Source organism: Enterococcus sp. RIT-PI-f, from assembly GCF_001297065.1.
Lineage (GTDB): Bacteria > Bacillota > Bacilli > Lactobacillales > Enterococcaceae > Enterococcus_D.
In genome coordinates this window covers 86,410-103,133 of record NZ_LHOX01000005.1, presented here as the reverse complement: position 1 = coordinate 103,133, position 16,724 = coordinate 86,410, and the positions used below count along the sequence as shown (strand labels likewise).

The 16,724-nt window shown below is 42.2% G+C and carries 18 protein-coding genes; 15 read left to right on the top strand and 3 right to left on the bottom strand.

Translation table 11 applies throughout. The annotated features are described in order from the left end of the window. Positions 1-49: 49 nt before the first annotated feature. From AEQ18_RS01980 to AEQ18_RS01940, 9 genes are all read left to right on the top strand, one after another. Positions 50-904 (top strand): phosphate ABC transporter substrate-binding protein PstS family protein, encoded by an 855-nt coding sequence (locus tag AEQ18_RS01980; RefSeq protein ID WP_054114696.1) that lies wholly within the window; start codon positions 50-52, stop codon positions 902-904. A gap of 98 nt (positions 905-1,002) precedes the next feature. Further along, on the top strand, positions 1,003-1,923 hold the full coding sequence (pstC, locus tag AEQ18_RS01975) for a phosphate ABC transporter permease subunit PstC (RefSeq protein WP_054114695.1): 921 nt from the start codon (positions 1,003-1,005) through the stop codon (positions 1,921-1,923). Next, a complete protein-coding gene (pstA, locus tag AEQ18_RS01970; RefSeq protein ID WP_054114694.1) occupies positions 1,923-2,807 on the top strand; it encodes a phosphate ABC transporter permease PstA in 885 nt (294 codons plus the stop codon). Before pstC ends, pstA begins: the two co-directional genes overlap by 1 nt. Positions 2,808-2,820: 13 nt before the next feature. Further along, positions 2,821-3,627: a phosphate ABC transporter ATP-binding protein PstB gene (gene pstB / locus AEQ18_RS01965; RefSeq protein WP_054114693.1), complete on the top strand. Its 807-nt coding sequence runs from the start codon at positions 2,821-2,823 to the stop codon at positions 3,625-3,627. A 31-nt stretch (positions 3,628-3,658) separates the two neighbouring features. After that, positions 3,659-4,417 (top strand): phosphate ABC transporter ATP-binding protein PstB, encoded by a 759-nt coding sequence (gene pstB, locus AEQ18_RS01960; protein WP_054114692.1) that lies wholly within the window; start codon positions 3,659-3,661, stop codon positions 4,415-4,417. An 11-nt stretch (positions 4,418-4,428) separates the two neighbouring features. Further along, entirely contained in the window at positions 4,429-5,106 is a 678-nt protein-coding gene (phoU, locus tag AEQ18_RS01955) for a phosphate signaling complex protein PhoU (protein ID WP_054114691.1), read from the top strand. A 235-nt stretch (positions 5,107-5,341) separates the two neighbouring features. Further along, a complete protein-coding gene (liaX, locus tag AEQ18_RS01950) occupies positions 5,342-6,904 on the top strand; it encodes a daptomycin-sensing surface protein LiaX (protein WP_054114690.1) in 1,563 nt (520 codons plus the stop codon). A 49-nt stretch (positions 6,905-6,953) separates the two neighbouring features. Then, positions 6,954-7,262 (top strand): PspC domain-containing protein, encoded by a 309-nt coding sequence (locus AEQ18_RS01945; RefSeq protein ID WP_054114689.1) that lies wholly within the window; start codon positions 6,954-6,956, stop codon positions 7,260-7,262. Further along, positions 7,262-7,621, top strand: coding sequence for a phage holin family protein (locus AEQ18_RS01940; RefSeq protein ID WP_054114688.1), 360 nt, complete (start codon positions 7,262-7,264; stop codon positions 7,619-7,621). Before AEQ18_RS01945 ends, AEQ18_RS01940 begins: the two co-directional genes overlap by 1 nt. Before the next feature lie 59 nt (positions 7,622-7,680). Here the strand turns inward: AEQ18_RS01940 and AEQ18_RS01935 are convergent, their stop codons facing one another. Next, entirely contained in the window at positions 7,681-9,381 is a 1,701-nt protein-coding gene (locus tag AEQ18_RS01935; RefSeq protein WP_054114687.1) for a M3 family oligoendopeptidase, read from the bottom strand. A gap of 163 nt (positions 9,382-9,544) precedes the next feature. Here AEQ18_RS01935 and hprK point away from each other — a divergent pair, with 163 nt between their 5' ends. From hprK to AEQ18_RS01905, 6 genes are all read left to right on the top strand, one after another. Then, positions 9,545-10,480: an HPr(Ser) kinase/phosphatase gene (gene hprK / locus AEQ18_RS01930; RefSeq protein WP_054114686.1), complete on the top strand. Its 936-nt coding sequence runs from the start codon at positions 9,545-9,547 to the stop codon at positions 10,478-10,480. Positions 10,481-10,494: 14 nt separating this feature from the next. Continuing rightward, positions 10,495-11,325, top strand: a complete 831-nt coding sequence (gene lgt / locus AEQ18_RS01925; protein WP_054114685.1) for a prolipoprotein diacylglyceryl transferase — start codon at positions 10,495-10,497, stop codon at positions 11,323-11,325. Positions 11,326-11,399: 74 nt separating this feature from the next. Further along, a complete protein-coding gene (locus AEQ18_RS01920) occupies positions 11,400-12,416 on the top strand; it encodes an NAD(P)H-dependent glycerol-3-phosphate dehydrogenase (protein ID WP_054114684.1) in 1,017 nt (338 codons plus the stop codon). A 33-nt stretch (positions 12,417-12,449) separates the two neighbouring features. Beyond that, the gene (galU, locus tag AEQ18_RS01915; RefSeq protein ID WP_054114683.1) at positions 12,450-13,382 is read left to right on the top strand and encodes a UTP--glucose-1-phosphate uridylyltransferase GalU; all 933 of its coding nucleotides are present in this window, start codon (positions 12,450-12,452) and stop codon (positions 13,380-13,382) included. Positions 13,383-13,527: 145 nt separating this feature from the next. Then, positions 13,528-13,953 carry a DUF948 domain-containing protein gene (locus tag AEQ18_RS01910; protein WP_054114682.1) on the top strand — a complete coding sequence of 142 codons (426 nt, stop codon included), beginning with the start codon at positions 13,528-13,530 and terminating at the stop codon, positions 13,951-13,953. Between the two features lie 14 nt (positions 13,954-13,967). Then, the gene (locus AEQ18_RS01905; protein WP_054114681.1) at positions 13,968-14,648 is read left to right on the top strand and encodes a YtxH domain-containing protein; all 681 of its coding nucleotides are present in this window, start codon (positions 13,968-13,970) and stop codon (positions 14,646-14,648) included. 61 nt (positions 14,649-14,709) lie between these two features. Here AEQ18_RS01905 and AEQ18_RS01900 read toward each other — a convergent pair whose 3' ends face one another. Both AEQ18_RS01900 and AEQ18_RS01895 read right to left on the bottom strand, forming a co-directional pair. Then, positions 14,710-15,588 (bottom strand): NAD-dependent epimerase/dehydratase family protein, encoded by an 879-nt coding sequence (locus AEQ18_RS01900; protein WP_054114680.1) that lies wholly within the window; start codon positions 15,586-15,588, stop codon positions 14,710-14,712. Between the two features lie 26 nt (positions 15,589-15,614). Further along, positions 15,615-16,715 (bottom strand): aminopeptidase P family protein, encoded by a 1,101-nt coding sequence (locus tag AEQ18_RS01895; RefSeq protein ID WP_054114679.1) that lies wholly within the window; start codon positions 16,713-16,715, stop codon positions 15,615-15,617. Positions 16,716-16,724 lie beyond the last annotated feature (9 nt).

Genomic DNA, 16,724 nt, shown 5'->3' with positions numbered 1-16,724 from the left:
TAATTGGTTTGATAATTATTTATTCTCACAGAGAACAAGGAGCGTTATGATGAAAAAAAGTAAATTATTAGGTCCTGTCATCGGGCTAGTTATTCTATTATCAGGTTGTGCGAGTTGGGCTGATCGTGGTGAATCCATCACAGCTGTCGGTTCTTCGGCTTTACAACCTTTGGTGGAAACGGTCGCAGAGGAATTCCAGAATGAAAATCCTGGCAAGTTTATCAATGTCCAAGGGGGCGGAAGTGGGACAGGATTGAGTCAAGTGCAAGCGGGTGCTGTCGAAATCGGCAATTCTGATCTATTTGCAGAAGAAAAAGATGGTATCGATGCAGATGCATTGGTCGATCATCGTGTAGCAGTAGTTGGGATCACGCCAATCGTCAATAAAGGGGTCGGTATTACCGATATCTCAACCGAAGACCTAAAGAATATTTTTCTCGGAAAAATCACCAATTGGCAAGAACTAGGCGGCAATGATGTGCCGATCGTGATCCTGAACCGCGCCTCTGGGAGCGGCACAAGAAGTACCTTTGAAAAATGGATTATGGATGGAGAGACAGCGATTGCTTCTCAAGAACAAGATTCAAGCGGGATGGTTCGCTCCATTGTCTCGGATACACCAGGTGCCATTAGTTATGTCGCATTTTCTTATGTGACAGATGAAGTCAACGTTTTATCAATCGACGGGGTAGCGCCAACAGATGAAAATGTTACAACCAATGAATGGAAAGTATGGGCCTATGAGCATATGTATACAAAAGGCGAGCCAACTGAATTAACAGCAGAGTTTTTGGCATTTATGCTGTCTGATGAAGTGCAAGAAAATATTGTTGGTGATTTAGGCTACATTTCTATTTCGGCGATGCAAGTGGAACGAGATTGGGAAGGAAATATTGTCAACTAATCTTTACACAAAATTTACAGAAGCTTTATGTGAAATTGATGTTCAAGCGATAAACTAATGGTTGTGAATTCAGTTTGATTTTTGAGGAGGAATCCCTCGTGGAAAATGTAAAAGAAGTGTTAACCAAAAAATCGAAACGTGCCAAAATGGAACAACGGGGCAAAATCATCAGCTTTTTATGTATTGCATTGATTGTTTTGGTCGTCATATCGATTTTTTACTTTGTAGCTAGCCGTGGTTTGGCAACCTTCTTCGTTGATAAAGTCAATGTCTTTGACTTTTTATTTGGGACAGAATGGAATCCAAGTGCTGTAGGTGCAGATGGCCAGCCGCTCGTTGGGGCTTTGCCAATGATCGTCGGATCATTTGTTGTCACATTCCTTTCAGCCATCGTTGCGACACCATTTGCAATTGGTGCTGCAGTCTTTATGGTAGAAATCTCACCTAAAAATGGGGAGAAGATTTTACAACCGGTGATCGAGCTGTTAGTCGGTATTCCATCTGTTGTGTATGGGTTTATAGGTTTATCTGTGGTGGTACCTGCAGTACGTTCTGTTTTTGGCGGTACCGGATTTGGTATTTTGGCTGGGACATTCGTGCTATTCATCATGATTTTGCCAACGGTGACTACGATGACTGTTGATGCCTTACGTTCGGTGCCACGGCACTATCGTGAAGCATCCTTAGCGTTGGGCGCCACACGCTGGCAAACGATATACAAAGTCGTCCTTCGTGCGGCTGTACCTGGTATTTTGACTGCTGTCGTCTTCGGCATGGCGCGGGCTTTCGGGGAAGCTTTGGCGATCCAAATGGTCATCGGGAATGCTGCCTTGCTGCCGACAAGTTTGGTTACGCCGGCGTCCACATTGACTTCGATCTTAACAATGGGGATTGGGAATACAATTATGGGCACTGTCCAAAACAACGTGCTATGGTCGTTGGCATTGATTCTATTGTTGATGTCCTTGCTATTTAACGTTGTGATTCGGTTGATTGGTAAGAAAGGAGCCTTGAAATAATGAATGCAAAACGTTCAGATAAAATTGCAACAGGCGTCTTGTATGCAGTTGCAGGAATCATTGTATTGATTTTGGCTTCGCTTTTGCTTTATATCCTGGTCAGAGGGTTGCCGCATATCAGCTGGGAGTTTCTGACTTCTCCTTCTAAAGCCTATCAAGAAGGCGGCGGTATTGGGATTCAGCTTTTTAACTCCATTTATTTATTGTTTGTGACAATGGTGATCAGTTTTCCTATTTCTTTGGGCGCGGGTATCTACTTATCAGAATATGCAAAGAAGAATTGGGTGACGGATGTTATCCGGACATCCATTGAGATTCTAAGTTCGTTGCCTTCAGTCGTTGTCGGTTTGTTTGGTTTCTTGATTTTTGTCATCCAATTTGGCTATGGCTTTTCGATCATTTCTGGTGCGTTGGCACTTACGTTCTTCAATTTGCCTCTTCTGACGAGAAATGTAGAAGAATCCTTACAAGCCATCCACTATACACAACGTGAAGCAGGATTGTCCTTGGGACTTTCTCGCTGGGAAACAGTGACCCGTATCGTTGTGCCCGAAGCGACACCAGGAATTTTAACAGGTGTGATATTGAGTTCCGGACGGATCTTTGGGGAAGCAGCTGCCTTGATTTATACCGCTGGCCAAAGCGCGCCAGCATTAGATTTCACCAACTGGAACCCTTTGAGTGTATCCAGTCCAATCAGTATTTTTCGACAAGCAGAAACATTGGCTGTTCACATTTGGAAAATCAATACAGAAGGTACGATGCCAGATGGCGTTCAAGTCTCAGCAGGGGCTTCAGCTGTGTTGATTATCGCAGTATTACTATTCAACTTTGGCGCTCGTGCAATTGGCAAACGATTGTATCGCAAAATGACGTCGGCATAAGGAGCATAACAGTATGAATGATTATAATTGGGATGAGCGCAATATCATCACATTTGATCGACCTGAAGATATCGCATTGTATACTGAAGATCTACATGTTTGGTATGGCACCAATGAAGCCATCAAAGGGATCGATCTGCAATTTGAAAAAAACAAAATCACTGCATTGATTGGGCCTTCAGGATGTGGTAAATCTACCTATCTGCGTTCCTTGAACCGAATGAATGATGGCATTGCCAACACGAAAGTTACTGGCAAGATCATGTATAAAGAAGTCGACGTCAATACCAAAGAAGTGGATGTCTACGAAATGCGCAAGCGGATCGGTATGGTCTTCCAACGTCCGAATCCTTTCAGCAAATCGATCTACGACAATATCACCTTTGCTTTGAAACGGCATGGAGAACGCAACAAAAAGAAATTAGATGAAGCAGTGGAAACAAGCTTGAAACAAGCAGCATTGTGGGATCAAGTCAAAGACAGTTTAGATAAAAGTGCGTTGGCACTATCTGGGGGACAACAACAACGCTTATGTATCGCCCGCGCAATTGCGATGAAACCAGATATCCTATTGCTGGATGAACCTGCCAGCGCATTAGATCCGATTTCTACAGGTACTGTGGAAGAAACGCTGGTCAATTTGAAGAACGATTATTCGATCATCATCGTGACCCATAACATGCAGCAAGCAGCACGGATCAGTGATTATACAGCATTCTTTTACTTAGGGAATGCCATCGAATACGATGAAACGAGAAAAGTCTTTACTCGTCCTAAAATCAAAGCAACAGAAGATTATGTATCAGGTCACTTTGGCTAATCAGATCCGATCAGTAAACGGAGGCAAAGCAATGGCAGAAGAAATCATTACATCAAAAGATCTGCATTTATATTATGGAAAAAAAGAGGCCTTGAAAGGGATCGATCTTTCAATCAATAAAGGAGAGATCACTGCGATGATTGGGCCGTCTGGTTGCGGTAAGTCGACTTACCTGCGCTCATTGAATCGGATGAACGATTTGATTCCTGGTGTCACCATCACAGGAAGTGTCGTCTATAAAGGCAAAGATATCTATAGTCCAAAGCAAGACATCGTTGATTTAAGAAAAGAAATCGGCATGGTCTTCCAGCAGCCAAATCCATTTCCTTTTTCGATTTACGAAAACGTCATTTATGGGTTAAAATTAAAAGGTGTCAAAGATAAAGAGCTATTGGACAAAACTGTGGAAGAAAGCTTGAAAGCAGCGTCAGTGTGGGAAGATGTCAAAGACAAACTCCATCAAAGTGCGTTGTCCCTCTCTGGTGGGCAGCAACAGCGGGTATGTATTGCCCGGGTGCTTGCCGTGGATCCTGAGATTATTTTGTTGGATGAGCCGACAAGTGCATTAGATCCAATCTCTTCAGGTAAAATCGAGAATACCTTATTGGCGTTAAAAGATCGTTATACAATGATCATCGTCACCCACAACATGTCGCAAGCTTCTAGAATCTCTGACAAAACAGCCTTCTTTTTAGACGGTAATTTGATTGAATTTAATGACACCAAAAAAGTTTTCTTAAGTCCAAGCAAAAAAGAAACAGAAGATTATATCTCAGGAAGATTCGGATAGGAGGAAAAGGGATGTTGCGTACACAATTTGAAGAAGAATTACTGAATCTGCATAATCAGTTTTATGAAATGGGGATGTTGGTCAGCAACGCGATCCATAAATCAGTCCGGGCGTATGTCAAACATGATAAAGAGATTGCCCGTGAAGTGATTGAAAATGATGAGGCAATCAACAATATGGAGATCCGTTTAGAAAAGAAAAGTTTTGAGATGATCGCCTTGCAACAGCCGGTCACAACAGATCTGCGGATGATCATCACAGTCATGAAAGCCAGCTCCGACTTAGAGCGAATGGGTGACCATGCAGTTTCCATTGCCAAATCAACGATTCGTGTCAAAGGGGAAACTAGAATCGCAGAAATCGAGAAAGAAATTTCCGATATGTCTGATTATGTCAAAAAAATGGTGGATAACGTTTTGGTTGCTTATGTCAAAACGGACCAAGATGATGCCCGGATGATCGCCCAAATGGACGAGCGGGTAAACGAATACTATCGTGATATTTATTACCAAACGATCGAGAGCATGAAAGCCAATCCGGAAACCGTGGTGAGCGGAACGGACTACCTCTCAGTGGCGCAATATTTAGAACGAATCGGTGATTATGTGACCAATATTTGTGAATGGATCGTTTACTTAGCCACAGGAAAAATCAGTGAATTGAATACCAATCGAACAGAAATGATTTGATTGCGCATATAAGCGTTCAGAAGGAACATTGTCGATGACAGTGTTTCTTTTTTTTGGTAATGTAAAGATAGCGAACATTTGGGATCAAGGAAGATCTTGTCCCTTCTAAACCGACCCATACCGCAGATTGAGCGAAAGTTGGTACTTAAGACCTATGACATGTATCCGCAAAAAAGGCATAATAGGTTCGTAAGCTAAACATGCAATCACACATTTGCTGAAGGAGGCAATTTCCATGAACGAAAGAGAACGTATTTTGGATCTAGTAAAAAAAGGTGTGCTTTCTACAGAAGAAGCCTTAGATTTACTGGAAAGTATGGCAAAAGACAAAGATGAAAAGCAAATCAATAAAGCTGCAGCTGAAGTGACCGCTGATAAGACAACTGATATTTTTGAGGAAGTTGAACCAACAACGATAGATACCGAGGACTTTGATGGCGAAGAAAAACTACGTCAAAACGAAGCGCAAGACAAAGAAAATCTAGAAAAAATCTTAGACAGTTTAGCCACTGATGCCAATCAAGCATCCGCTGAATTAGATGAGATCAATGTTGAAATCGCAGGCTTGAAAGAAGCGTTGAAAGAAGCACAAGAAACATTGATGCAATTGAATACCAAAGAAGAATTGGATCAATTATCTGAAGATGAATTGGCATCAAGACAAGAAGCTGAAGCAACGATCGCAGGACTGGAAGAGTCTTTAGATGCATTGACTGAAGAAAAAGCGGCCTTAGATGCAAAACTGAAAAATATACGCAAAGACCAATGGTCACAAACAAAAGAAAAAATCACGCAAAAATTAGATATCCCAGAAGACTGGAAAGAACAAGCGACCGATACCATTAATCAAGTGAGTGAAAAAATGGTTGACGCAGGTAGTCACTTTGGAAAATTTTTGAAAAAAACCATGCGGACGGTCACTGAATCTGTCAATGAAAACATGGAATGGAAAGATATCAATTTGAAAGTCCCAGGCGTCGCAGCAACAAAATTCGAACATACATTTACGTATGAAGAAACAGACGCCACTTTGATCGATGTCAAGTTGGCCAATGGGAACGTCACTTTTGCAACTTGGGAAGGTCCAGGCGTAAAAGTGGATGCGAAAATCAAACTATATGGTAAAATGGAAGCTGCAGAACCCTTTGATGCTTTTGAAGCAAGAAGTCAAATCGATGTGGATGACGAACGTATTTCGTTCCAAATCCCTAACAAACGGATCAGAGCAGACCTAGACTTTTACTTGCCAAAACGGACGTATGATCATGTCGCAGTCAAACTATTGAACGGCAATGTGACCTTCAATGATTTAGATGCAAAAGATGTATATACGAAATCAACAAATGGCAATATCGATTTTCGTCAAGTCAATGCATCAATGCTGGAGATCGAAGGTGTCAATGGCACGATCACAGTGCGCGAAGGCGATATTTTAGATGCGATCATCGAAACGGTCAACGGAGATGTGACGTTAACGGCGACACCGCAAAATACGGGCATCTCATTGGTCAACGGGAATATTCGTGTAACTTTTAAAGACAACACACTGCAAAAATTAAATGCCAGTTCAGTCAATGGCAATGTCAAAGTCGCTTTACCAGATGGTATCGGTTTTGAAGGACTTGCCAAGACAAGCTTAGGCAGTATCAACAACCGTTTGATGGATGCAGAAATCGTTCGTGAAAAGAAAGAACGCTTGAATCAATTGCTGCAATTTCGTCGGGTTGCTGACAAAGTCGCACAAATCGATCTATCCACAACGACTGGTAACGTGTTCATCAAAGACACGGACAAATAAAAACAGCTCTCTAGTCGATCATCGAAACGAAGAAGGAAGGTGTAGATAAATGAACAAAAAATTAACAAAATCAACCAACAATGTTGTGATAACAGGTACTTTAGGTGGACTAGCAGAATACTTGGGCATCGATCCAACCATCGTTCGCGTGATCTATGTCTTTCTATCTTTAGTGACTGCAGCATTTCCTGGCATCACGCTATATGTCATTTTGGCAATCTTGATCCCTTCAGGACGTAAAAGTACGAATGGCTATGGCCATGACAACCAATATTACCAAAAGAACAATGACAAAGAAAAAAGTCGTCCCCGCAAACAAGCGGAAAAGGTAGAGGATGAGGACTGGAGTGACTTCTAGTGTCTTATTTTCAACGATTGATCATGAATACTTTGACATTTGTGGCATTGGCAGTGCTATTGCCCAATATGGTTCATGTGCAAAGTATTCTGACTGCAGTGATCGCTAGTTTTGTGCTATCGATCCTCAATGGACTGATCAAGCCGATATTGACGGTGATCTCATTTCCATTGACACTCCTGACATTTGGTTTGTTCAGCTTTGTGATCAATGCACTGATGTTGAATCTGACTTCTTATTTTGTCGGCGCTGCAAGTTTTGGTTTCTCTTCATTTGGCGCAGCAATCTTGGTTGCTTTGATTATGTCAGTCATTAATATGATAGTCACTGAACATCATATTGAAAAATACTCAAATTAAAAGACGTGTTGACTTCTCACATCGATCGTATCGATGTGAAAGCCAAAAACGTCTTTTTTTTATGCTAATTGTGATTCAGGAATATTGGCCAAAAATTGGTCAACTGCGGATAATGTATCATCCAAAGCACCTTTTTCAAAAGGTGAACGTAAATGTGCCAACGATAAGATTTCAAGAAATGTTTTCGTACCGCCCACTTGACAGATAGCTAGATAATCTTGCCAAGCCGTTTCGTCTTTAGCAACAATAAATCGATACCAGAATTGAAAAGCGCAGACTTGTGCCAGTGTGTAGTCGATATAATAGAATGGTGATTGGAAAATATGTCCTTGGCGGAACCAGTATAGGCCGCGTTCTAAATCAGGCATTTCCGCGTAGTCCCGCTCAGGGCAGTATTGTTTTTCTAAAGTACGCCAACACTGTTTTCGCTGCGCCGCTGTCCATTCAGGGTGCGTATAGACTTCTTGTTGGAAATGATCCACCAAGACACCGTAAGGCAAGAATTGCAAACTGCTCGCTAAGTGGGCAAACTTATATTTGTCGGTTTCTTCTTCAAAAAAGCTTTCCATCCATGGCCAGGCAATAAACTCCATCGACATAGAATGAATCTCGCAAGATTCAAAGTTCGGAAATAATATTTCCGGCTCCTTGATCCAACGGGAAGAAAAGGCTTGGAAGGCATGACCGGCTTCATGCGTCAAGACATCGACATCTCCTGAAGTGCCATTAAAATTGGCGAAGATAAAAGGAGATTGATACTCTTGGATGAAGGTGCAGTATCCGCCAGATTGTTTGCCTGTTTTGCTAAGCAGGTCCAATAAATCATGTGTCACCATAAAATCAAAGAATTCACCAGTTTCTGGCGACAATTCTTGATACATGATCCGTGCCTTTTCGACCAATTCTTCAGGGGTACCTTTTGGTGTAGCATTTCCTGTTGGATATACCAATGGTAAATCGACATACGTTGCATGTTCAAGTTGATTGCGTTCTGCTTGTCTTTGATAAAGTTTTTGCGTGATTGGGACCACTTTTTCTAGAATTTCTTGTCGATAGGTTTCAATCATCTTGCGGTCATAATCCCAGCGATTCATTTGGGTATCCGCAAATTCAACGTAATTTTTAAATCCTAATTTTTGCGCAATCTCAGTTCTGACTTTGACCATGTCGTCGTATATTTGATCGAATTGGCTTTCATGATCAGCAAAAAAAGCTGTTTGCTTTTCGAAAGCAGCAAGACGAATCTGACGGTCTTTGTTTTCTGTGAATGGGCGCAGTTGTGCCAGTGTATATGTCTGGCCTTGGAAGTCGATCTGAGCAGAAGCGATGAGTTTTCCGTAATCTGAGACGAGTTGGTTTTCTTTTTGGAAAAGGCTGATCAATGATTCATCGAATAATTTGACGCGACTCTCTGCGAAAAGAAACAAGGTTTCTGGATATAGTTCTTTTAATTCATTCAATAAAGGTGAAGACAACAACGCTTGATAAAATTGAAAATCTAGTGCTTCGAAATGGGGTTGATAGTCATTCCAGAAGTCATCTTCTGCTTCGTAGAAGTGATCATCGGTATCGATCGAATAACGAATCGATGCCAAATTCGCTGCCGTATCGATGGTCCCTCTTAATTGATTGAGTGTATCAACGGCCTCTTTTGCTGAAGATAAAGAGGACGCTTCCTTTAAGGCATGAAGTGCTTGGGTGTAAGTATCTTGGTAAGTCTGAAAATCTGGTCTTTGATAGCTATAGTCTGCAAATTTCATTTATTTCCCCTCCTTGGAACAATCATACCATAAATCAAAAAAAAGAATGAGGGTCAGTTGAAGGCGAAGGTAGTATCTTTTCTGATACAATGATAAAATAGAACAAGAATAGCGTGATCTACATACGCGAACAAAGACAACAGTTTGGAAAAGAGGGAATCAAATGGCAGAAACAGTCAAAGTCAGTGCATTGGCTGAGGCGTTAAAATTAGAAATCATCGAAGGCAATGAAACCAGTTTAGAGCGAGAGATTTTTACCGGTGATATCTCACGTCCTGGTTTAGAATTGACGGGTTATTTTAATTATTATTCACACGATCGTTTGCAGTTATTTGGCAGTAAAGAAATCACCTTTGCTGAACGGATGATGCCAGAAGAACGTCTGATGGTCATGCGGAAAATGTGTGCAGAGGATACACCAGGATTTATTGTTTCCAGAGGCTTGGAAGTGCAAGCAGAAATGATCCAAGCTTGCCGGGAAAATAATATTGCCTTACTGCGTTCACCCATCTCCACTTCACGCTTACAAGGGGAACTCTCTAGTTTCTTAGACGGGCGATTGGCCTCTAGAACGAGTGTCCATGGTGTTTTAGTGGATGTATATGGCTTAGGCGTGCTGATCCAAGGCGATAGCGGTATTGGTAAAAGTGAAACGGCCTTAGAACTGATCAAGCGTGGACATCGTTTGATTGCTGATGATCGAGTGGACGTATATAAACAGGATGAATTGACATTAGTTGGTGAACCACCGAAGATCCTGCAGCATTTGATCGAGATCAGAGGGATCGGGATTATTGATGTGATGAATCTTTTTGGTGCTAGTGCTGTGCGAGGCTACATGCAAGTGCAAGTTGCGGTTTATTTAGAAGCATGGGCCAAAGACAAAAAGTATGATCGTTTAGGTACGGATGATACAACCGTAGAGATTGGCGGCGTAGATGTACCGCAGATCAAGATCCCTGTGAAGACTGGGCGAAATGTAGCCATCATCATTGAAGTGGCGGCGATGAATTTCCGGGCTAAAACAATGGGCTATGATGCAACCAAAACATTTGAGAATCGGTTGACACAATTGATCGAAGAAAATTCTGGGAATTAAAAGGGGTTAAGTAGATGTTAGCTTTAGTAAATCGTGTGGCTTTTGAATTATTTGGTTTGCCAATCTATTGGTATGCCATCATCATCGTTTCTGGTGTCATTATTGCGATGTGGCTGAGCACCCGTGAGGCTGTACGAGTAGGATTAAAACCAGATGATGTGACAGATTTCATGTTGATCGGGCTGCCGGTGTCGATCATTGGTGCGCGTTTGTATTATATTATGTTTGATCTTCCCTATTATTTGAATGATCCAGGACAGATATTCAATATTCGTTCCGGGGGGATCGCTATCTACGGTGCATTGATTGCGGGAGGGATCTGGTTATACTTTTTCTGCCGACGCAATTTCATCTCGACATGGACTTTTTTGGATATTGCCGCACCTAGCGTATTGTTGGCGCAAGGAATTGGTCGTTGGGGGAACTTCATGAACCATGAAGCCCATGGTGAGGAAGTCAGCCGCGCCTTCTTAGAAAGATTGCATTTGCCAAAGTTTATCATTGACAATATGTATATCGATGAAGCCTATCGCCAACCCACTTTTTTATATGAATCGGTCTGGAATACACTTGGGTTTATTGTATTGATCATTTTGCGTAAAAAAACAGGGTTGTTGAAAGAAGGAGAAGTCTTTTTAGGCTACTTGATTTGGTACGGTTTTGGCCGTTTCTTTATCGAAGGAATGCGAACAGATAGCTTGTACTTGTTTGGTGACATCCGCGTGTCGCAAGCTTTGTCTGCTTTGTTATTTATTGGGGCAATCGCTGTGCTGATCTGGCGGCGTAAAAAACAAGCATTGAAAGACTATAATCGTGGTTATGGAAACAATCAATTTCTAATCTAAGAGTTATTTTGGTTGAAATATGCTAAAATAATGAGTGGCATCAATTGTAGTAATTTTATGAGGAGGTTTCCATAGTGAAACAAAAAATAGCCGTTTTAGGCCCCGGTTCATGGGGAACTGCTCTGGCAAAGGTCCTTTCTGAAAATGGACATCAAGTAACGATTTGGGGCAACAATCCAGCCCAAATCGATGAGATCAACAACTATCATACAAATCGTCATTATTTGCCTGATTTGAAGCTTCCGCAAAATATTGTCGGTTGTAAAGAAATGTCAGAAGCAATCACAGATGCAGACGCCGTCTTGTTTGTGGTACCGACAAAAGCGATTCGCGCAGTGGCACAAGAATTCACTGCAACTGTCAAAAATCAACCAATGATCATTCATGCATCCAAAGGATTGGAGCAAGGCAGCCACAAACGGATCTCAGAAGTCTTGGCAGAAGAAATCAGTACCGATAAGCGGAAAGACATTGTCGTGCTTTCAGGCCCTTCTCATGCAGAAGAAGTGGCGGTCCGTGATATTACAACGATCACTGCTGCTTGCGAAGTTGCTGCATCAGCAAAATATGTACAAGATTTATTTATGAATGATTATTTCCGTATTTATACCAACAATGATGTGATCGGCGTTGAAACAGGTGCGGCTTTAAAAAATATTATTGCGATCGGTGCCGGTGCGATTGCGGGTCTTGGCTTTGGTGATGATGCCAAAGCTGCGATCATGACCCGCGGGTTGGCTGAAATCAGTCGACTGGGTGTTGCGATGGGAGCCAACCCGCTTACGTTCATCGGTTTAAGTGGTGTGGGCGATTTGATCGTGACTTGTACCAGTGTCCATTCACGGAATTGGCGTGCCGGCAATTTACTTGGCAAAGGCCATAGTTTAGACGAAGTGTTAGACAATATGGGCATGATCGTCGAGGGTGTATCTACCACCAAAGCTGCCCGCGAACTTGCAGAGGCTTTGTCTGTGGATATGCCAATCACCGAAACGATTTATTCCGTTCTTTATGAAGGCAAAGACATTCATCAAGCAGCCAAAGATATCATGTTGCGAGATGGAAAAGTAGAAAACGAATTTACAATGTAAAGACATTATTGATGGGACAAAGGAGCGAATGACATGAAAGTAAAAAAAGCAGTGATTCCAGCAGCCGGATTAGGGACCCGTTTCCTGCCAGCGACCAAAGCGATGGCCAAAGAAATGTTGCCGATCGTTGATAAGCCGACCATCCAATTTATTGTAGAGGAAGCGTTACAATCTGGAATCGAAGATATTTTGATCGTTACTGGGAAAGCCAAACGACCAATCGAAGATCATTTCGATGCCAATTTAGAATTGGAAATGAATTTAAAAGAAAAAGGCAAGACGGACTTGTTGAAACTTGTGGAAGAAACCACAGATGTCAATTTACACTTTATTCGTCAATCACATCCCAAAGGCTTAGGACATGCGGTACTGCAAGCCCGTGCGTTTGTTGGCAATGAACCCTTTGTTGTGATGTTAGGGGATGACTTGATGGAAGATGACATCCCATTGACCAAACAATTGATCGATGATTATGAAACGACCCATGCATCAACGATTGCTGTGATGGACGTCCCCCACGAAGATACCTCTAAATATGGGATCATCGATCCTGGGATGCAAGTAGGAAAAGGTTTGTACAATGTGAAGAATTTTGTTGAAAAACCTGCGCCAGATAAAGCACCAAGTGATTTAGCAATCATTGGTCGTTATCTTTTGACGCCCGAAATTTTTGATATTTTAGCGAATCAAGCACCGGGTGCGGGCGATGAGATCCAATTGACGGATGCCATTGATACACTCAACAAAACACAACGTGTCTTTGCCCGTCAATTTACAGGCAAACGTTTTGATGTGGGTGATAAGTTCGGCTTTATGAAAACCAGCATTGAATACGGTTTGACACATCCTGAGGTCAAAGACAATTTGAAAAAATATTTGATCGATTTAGGAAAAGAATTGGCTGCTGAAACTTCAGAAGTCAAAGCGCAACCTGCAAAACAAGACAAGCCAAAAACCAAAGAATAACATAGATACAAAACAGGGCTGATACAGCCCTGTTTTATATAAACGAAATGAAAGCGGATTATTTCGATTGATTACTGTCTTTTATTTGTCGAAAAGGGTTCAAAATGCTATTCTTAGTATAAGTAAATTGGGAAGGAGCCATTCTATGACAGGAGGAGAAATTGCTGCACTGATCGCAGCGATCGCATTTGTCGTACTTGTCGTCTTTGTTGTACGATTATTGATGCAAGTAAGCAAAACAATGACCAAAGTGGACAAAACGGTGGAAGAAGCCAATACCACGATTCGTGTCATTACCAAAGATGTCGATATTCTTTCAAAGGAAGTCGAAGGACTACTCGTAAAAACGAATGCGCTTTTGCAAGATGTCAACGGGAAAGTCGCAACCATCGATCCATTATTCACCGCAGTGGCAGATTTAAGTACCAGTGTATCCGAATTGAATGTGTCGGGTAAAAACTTGATCACACGGGTGGGCAGCCTAGGCCGTACGACAGCGAAAGCCACTGTGGCTGGCAAAGTGGGTCAAACAGCGATGAAATTCTTTAAAGACAAAAATACCCAAAAATAAAAGGAGGACTTTACATGAGCAAAAAAGGTGGATTTTTATTAGGAGCGATCATTGGCGGAACAGCAGCTGCAGCTGCGGCACTTTTGCTGGCGCCAGAGTCAGGTAAAACGTTACGCAATAAACTTGCCAAACAGGCAGACGATCTTTTAGATAAAGCATCAGATTATGGTGATCTGGCGAAAGAAAAAAGTGCTGATCTGGTTGATATTGCGAAAGACACAGCTGGTAAATTAAGCGAGCAAGCATCAGATTTTACCGGTTCACTCACAGGAAAAGTCGAAGATTTGAAAGATGCATCAGTTGACACATCCAGTGATACGGTGGAAGAATTGAAAAAACAAGCGGGTGACTTATCAGAGCGTTTCAAAAAATCTGCGAAAGATGTCAAAGCCGCTGCTGCTTCGGATAAAGAAGATGCGGATGACACGCTGCAAGATATCATCATAGATGCCAAATCAACAGCTGCTGACATGAAAGACACAGTGAAAGATGGTGCGGATGCAGCGAAACCAATCGTTGACGATGCGAAGAAAGAAGGCAAAGCTGCCGCTGCTGATTTGAAGAATGAAGCAGATAAGACCGCGAATGATGCAAAACAAACAGCGAAAGCAGAAGCAAAAGATGCTAAAGCTGACCTCAAAGATGCAAAAGAAGAATTAAAAGATACCCTAGAAAAAAATAATCCTGACGCATAATTTATTTTTGCTCAGGATAAAAAGACAGATCAACGTGATTGCCACGTTGATCTGTTTTTTGTTATTTTTGTGCGGCGCGATCGATTTCCCAATCACAAAGCTGGTAGATCCATTCTTTTAGGTCTGAAAAGACAAAGCCGATGGCATCTGCTTGCGTGGTGTTGATCGAGTAATCAGGTGTCCCGTTATAAGGTCCCTTCACGCCATTCTCTGCAAATACTGGTACTTTGCCAGTTTTAGCGGTAGCGTACGCAAAGATTTCTTCTATGGAGATCGTTCCTTTAGACGCACCATTGATTGGTCCTGTAAAGTCACTAGTTCCTAGAAATGCCAAGAAACGTCCAGCTTCCTCCGCGTCAACGAAGGCCATTTGATGCGTTAAATTGTCGATGGCCATTGGTTCTTGCTGTACGAGTTTGTCAAGATAGAAGGCAAAACGCTGGGTATAATCTTCTTGCCCGACAACATAGGGGAAGCGAACAAATACTGCTGATAGATCAGGGTATGTTTTAGTCAGAATCGATTCGACGGTCTGCTTGCCCTCGCCATAGGGCAACTGATTTGATTCAGCTAAGCGGATGTCATATGCCTCTGGTTTAAAATCACTTTCCTGCAAATTCGGCTGTAGTACGGGATATACCGACATAGAGCTGGTCACGACATAGCGTTTTGGTGTGACATGTTGTAGTAAATGGGCGACATCTTGTGCGCTGTAAGCAATATTGTCAAATACAATATCATAGGTTTCTTTCGTCAAAACTTCTTTGATACTAGATTCACTGGTCCGGTCGAAGACCAAGCGCTTGACTTGCTCCCCAAATGGATCAGCTGTCTTTCCTCTGGTCGCGATGGTTACTGCGATTCCTTGTTCAAGTAAAGTATAAACCAATTGTTTCCCAAAAAAACGTGTACCGCCTAGAACCAATGCTTTCTTCGTCATAGAAACCTCCTGATCAATTTATTTTATTAAGATAAAACTTGTAATTCTTTTGTTGTCTTGGTGAAAGGCACACAGCCGTCTGCTGTCACGTATACACAATCTTCGATCCGCACACCGACTTGATTTGGTATATAAATACCTGGTTCGATCGAGAAGCACATTCCTTCTTGAATCACCAAATCATTGCCAGTGATCAGTGAAGGGAATTCATGGACAGTTGTTCCGATGCCATGTCCTAAACGATGATTGAAGTATTCTCCATAGCCATATCCGGTGATGACATCGCGGGCGATCGTATCTAGTTCACCAGCAGTGATACCTGGTTTAACAGCCGCTTGCGCAGTTTGCTCGGCTTCTAATACGATATCATAGATTTTTCGTTGCAGATCTGTGGGTGTTTGGTAAGCGACAGTACGGGTTGCATCACTGCAGTATCCTTTCCAAATAACCCCTAGATCAAACAAGACCAATTCATTGGCAGTGATGCGGCGATCACCAGGTACACCGTGGGGACTAGCTGCATTATCGCCAGCTAAGACGGTTGTATCAAAAGACATGTGGGAGACACCACGTTTTTTCAATTCATACTCGATTTCTGCGACAATCGCAGCTTCACTGACGCCTTCTTTGATAGCAGCAAAGCCAATCTCAAAAGCAACATCAGCCCATGAACCTGCTTCAAGCAACGTATCAATTTCGCTCGCCGTTTTGGTCAATTGCATTCTTTGGATCTCTGGTGTCACATCTAAACTGAAATCAGTTTGCGGCAAACGTGCATGCAGCGCTTCATACCGTTCAACCGACAAGTCATTTTTTTCAAGGGCCAAACGGGTCAATGGATAGCGGGAAGAAAGCTCTCGGCAAATTTTATCCCAAGGGTTTTCGCTGTCTAAATAGCCAACCACATCAAATGGCCAACCACTATTTTTGGCTTCTTCGACCTCAAGTGCAGGGGCAAATAAGAATGGGTCTTTATCGGGAGAAAGAAATAAAGCCAATACCCGTTCATGAGGATCGCTCTTGAAACCTGAAAAATACGCAATCGTGGCAGGATTGGAGATATAGCCTGCATCAGCACCATTTTCTTTCAGCCATTGATTCAGCTCTGTAATTTTCTTTTTATTCATAGAGAATTC

Coding starts and splice junctions, on each gene's coding strand:
- liaX (WP_054114690.1), top strand. CDS start 5,342: ATGAACGAAAGAGAACGTATTTTGGATCTAGTAAAAAAAGGTGTGCTT.
- pstB (WP_054114693.1), top strand. CDS start 2,821: ATGAATGATTATAATTGGGATGAGCGCAATATCATCACATTTGATCGA.
- phoU (WP_054114691.1), top strand. CDS start 4,429: ATGTTGCGTACACAATTTGAAGAAGAATTACTGAATCTGCATAATCAG.
- lgt (WP_054114685.1), top strand. CDS start 10,495: ATGTTAGCTTTAGTAAATCGTGTGGCTTTTGAATTATTTGGTTTGCCA.
- AEQ18_RS01935 (WP_054114687.1), bottom strand. CDS start 9,381: ATGAAATTTGCAGACTATAGCTATCAAAGACCAGATTTTCAGACTTAC.
- AEQ18_RS01905 (WP_054114681.1), top strand. CDS start 13,968: ATGAGCAAAAAAGGTGGATTTTTATTAGGAGCGATCATTGGCGGAACA.
- AEQ18_RS01945 (WP_054114689.1), top strand. CDS start 6,954: ATGAACAAAAAATTAACAAAATCAACCAACAATGTTGTGATAACAGGT.
- AEQ18_RS01900 (WP_054114680.1), bottom strand. CDS start 15,588: ATGACGAAGAAAGCATTGGTTCTAGGCGGTACACGTTTTTTTGGGAAA.
- AEQ18_RS01910 (WP_054114682.1), top strand. CDS start 13,528: ATGACAGGAGGAGAAATTGCTGCACTGATCGCAGCGATCGCATTTGTC.
- AEQ18_RS01895 (WP_054114679.1), bottom strand. CDS start 16,715: ATGAATAAAAAGAAAATTACAGAGCTGAATCAATGGCTGAAAGAAAAT.
- pstB (WP_054114692.1), top strand. CDS start 3,659: ATGGCAGAAGAAATCATTACATCAAAAGATCTGCATTTATATTATGGA.
- pstA (WP_054114694.1), top strand. CDS start 1,923: ATGAATGCAAAACGTTCAGATAAAATTGCAACAGGCGTCTTGTATGCA.
- galU (WP_054114683.1), top strand. CDS start 12,450: ATGAAAGTAAAAAAAGCAGTGATTCCAGCAGCCGGATTAGGGACCCGT.
- hprK (WP_054114686.1), top strand. CDS start 9,545: ATGGCAGAAACAGTCAAAGTCAGTGCATTGGCTGAGGCGTTAAAATTA.
- AEQ18_RS01980 (WP_054114696.1), top strand. CDS start 50: ATGAAAAAAAGTAAATTATTAGGTCCTGTCATCGGGCTAGTTATTCTA.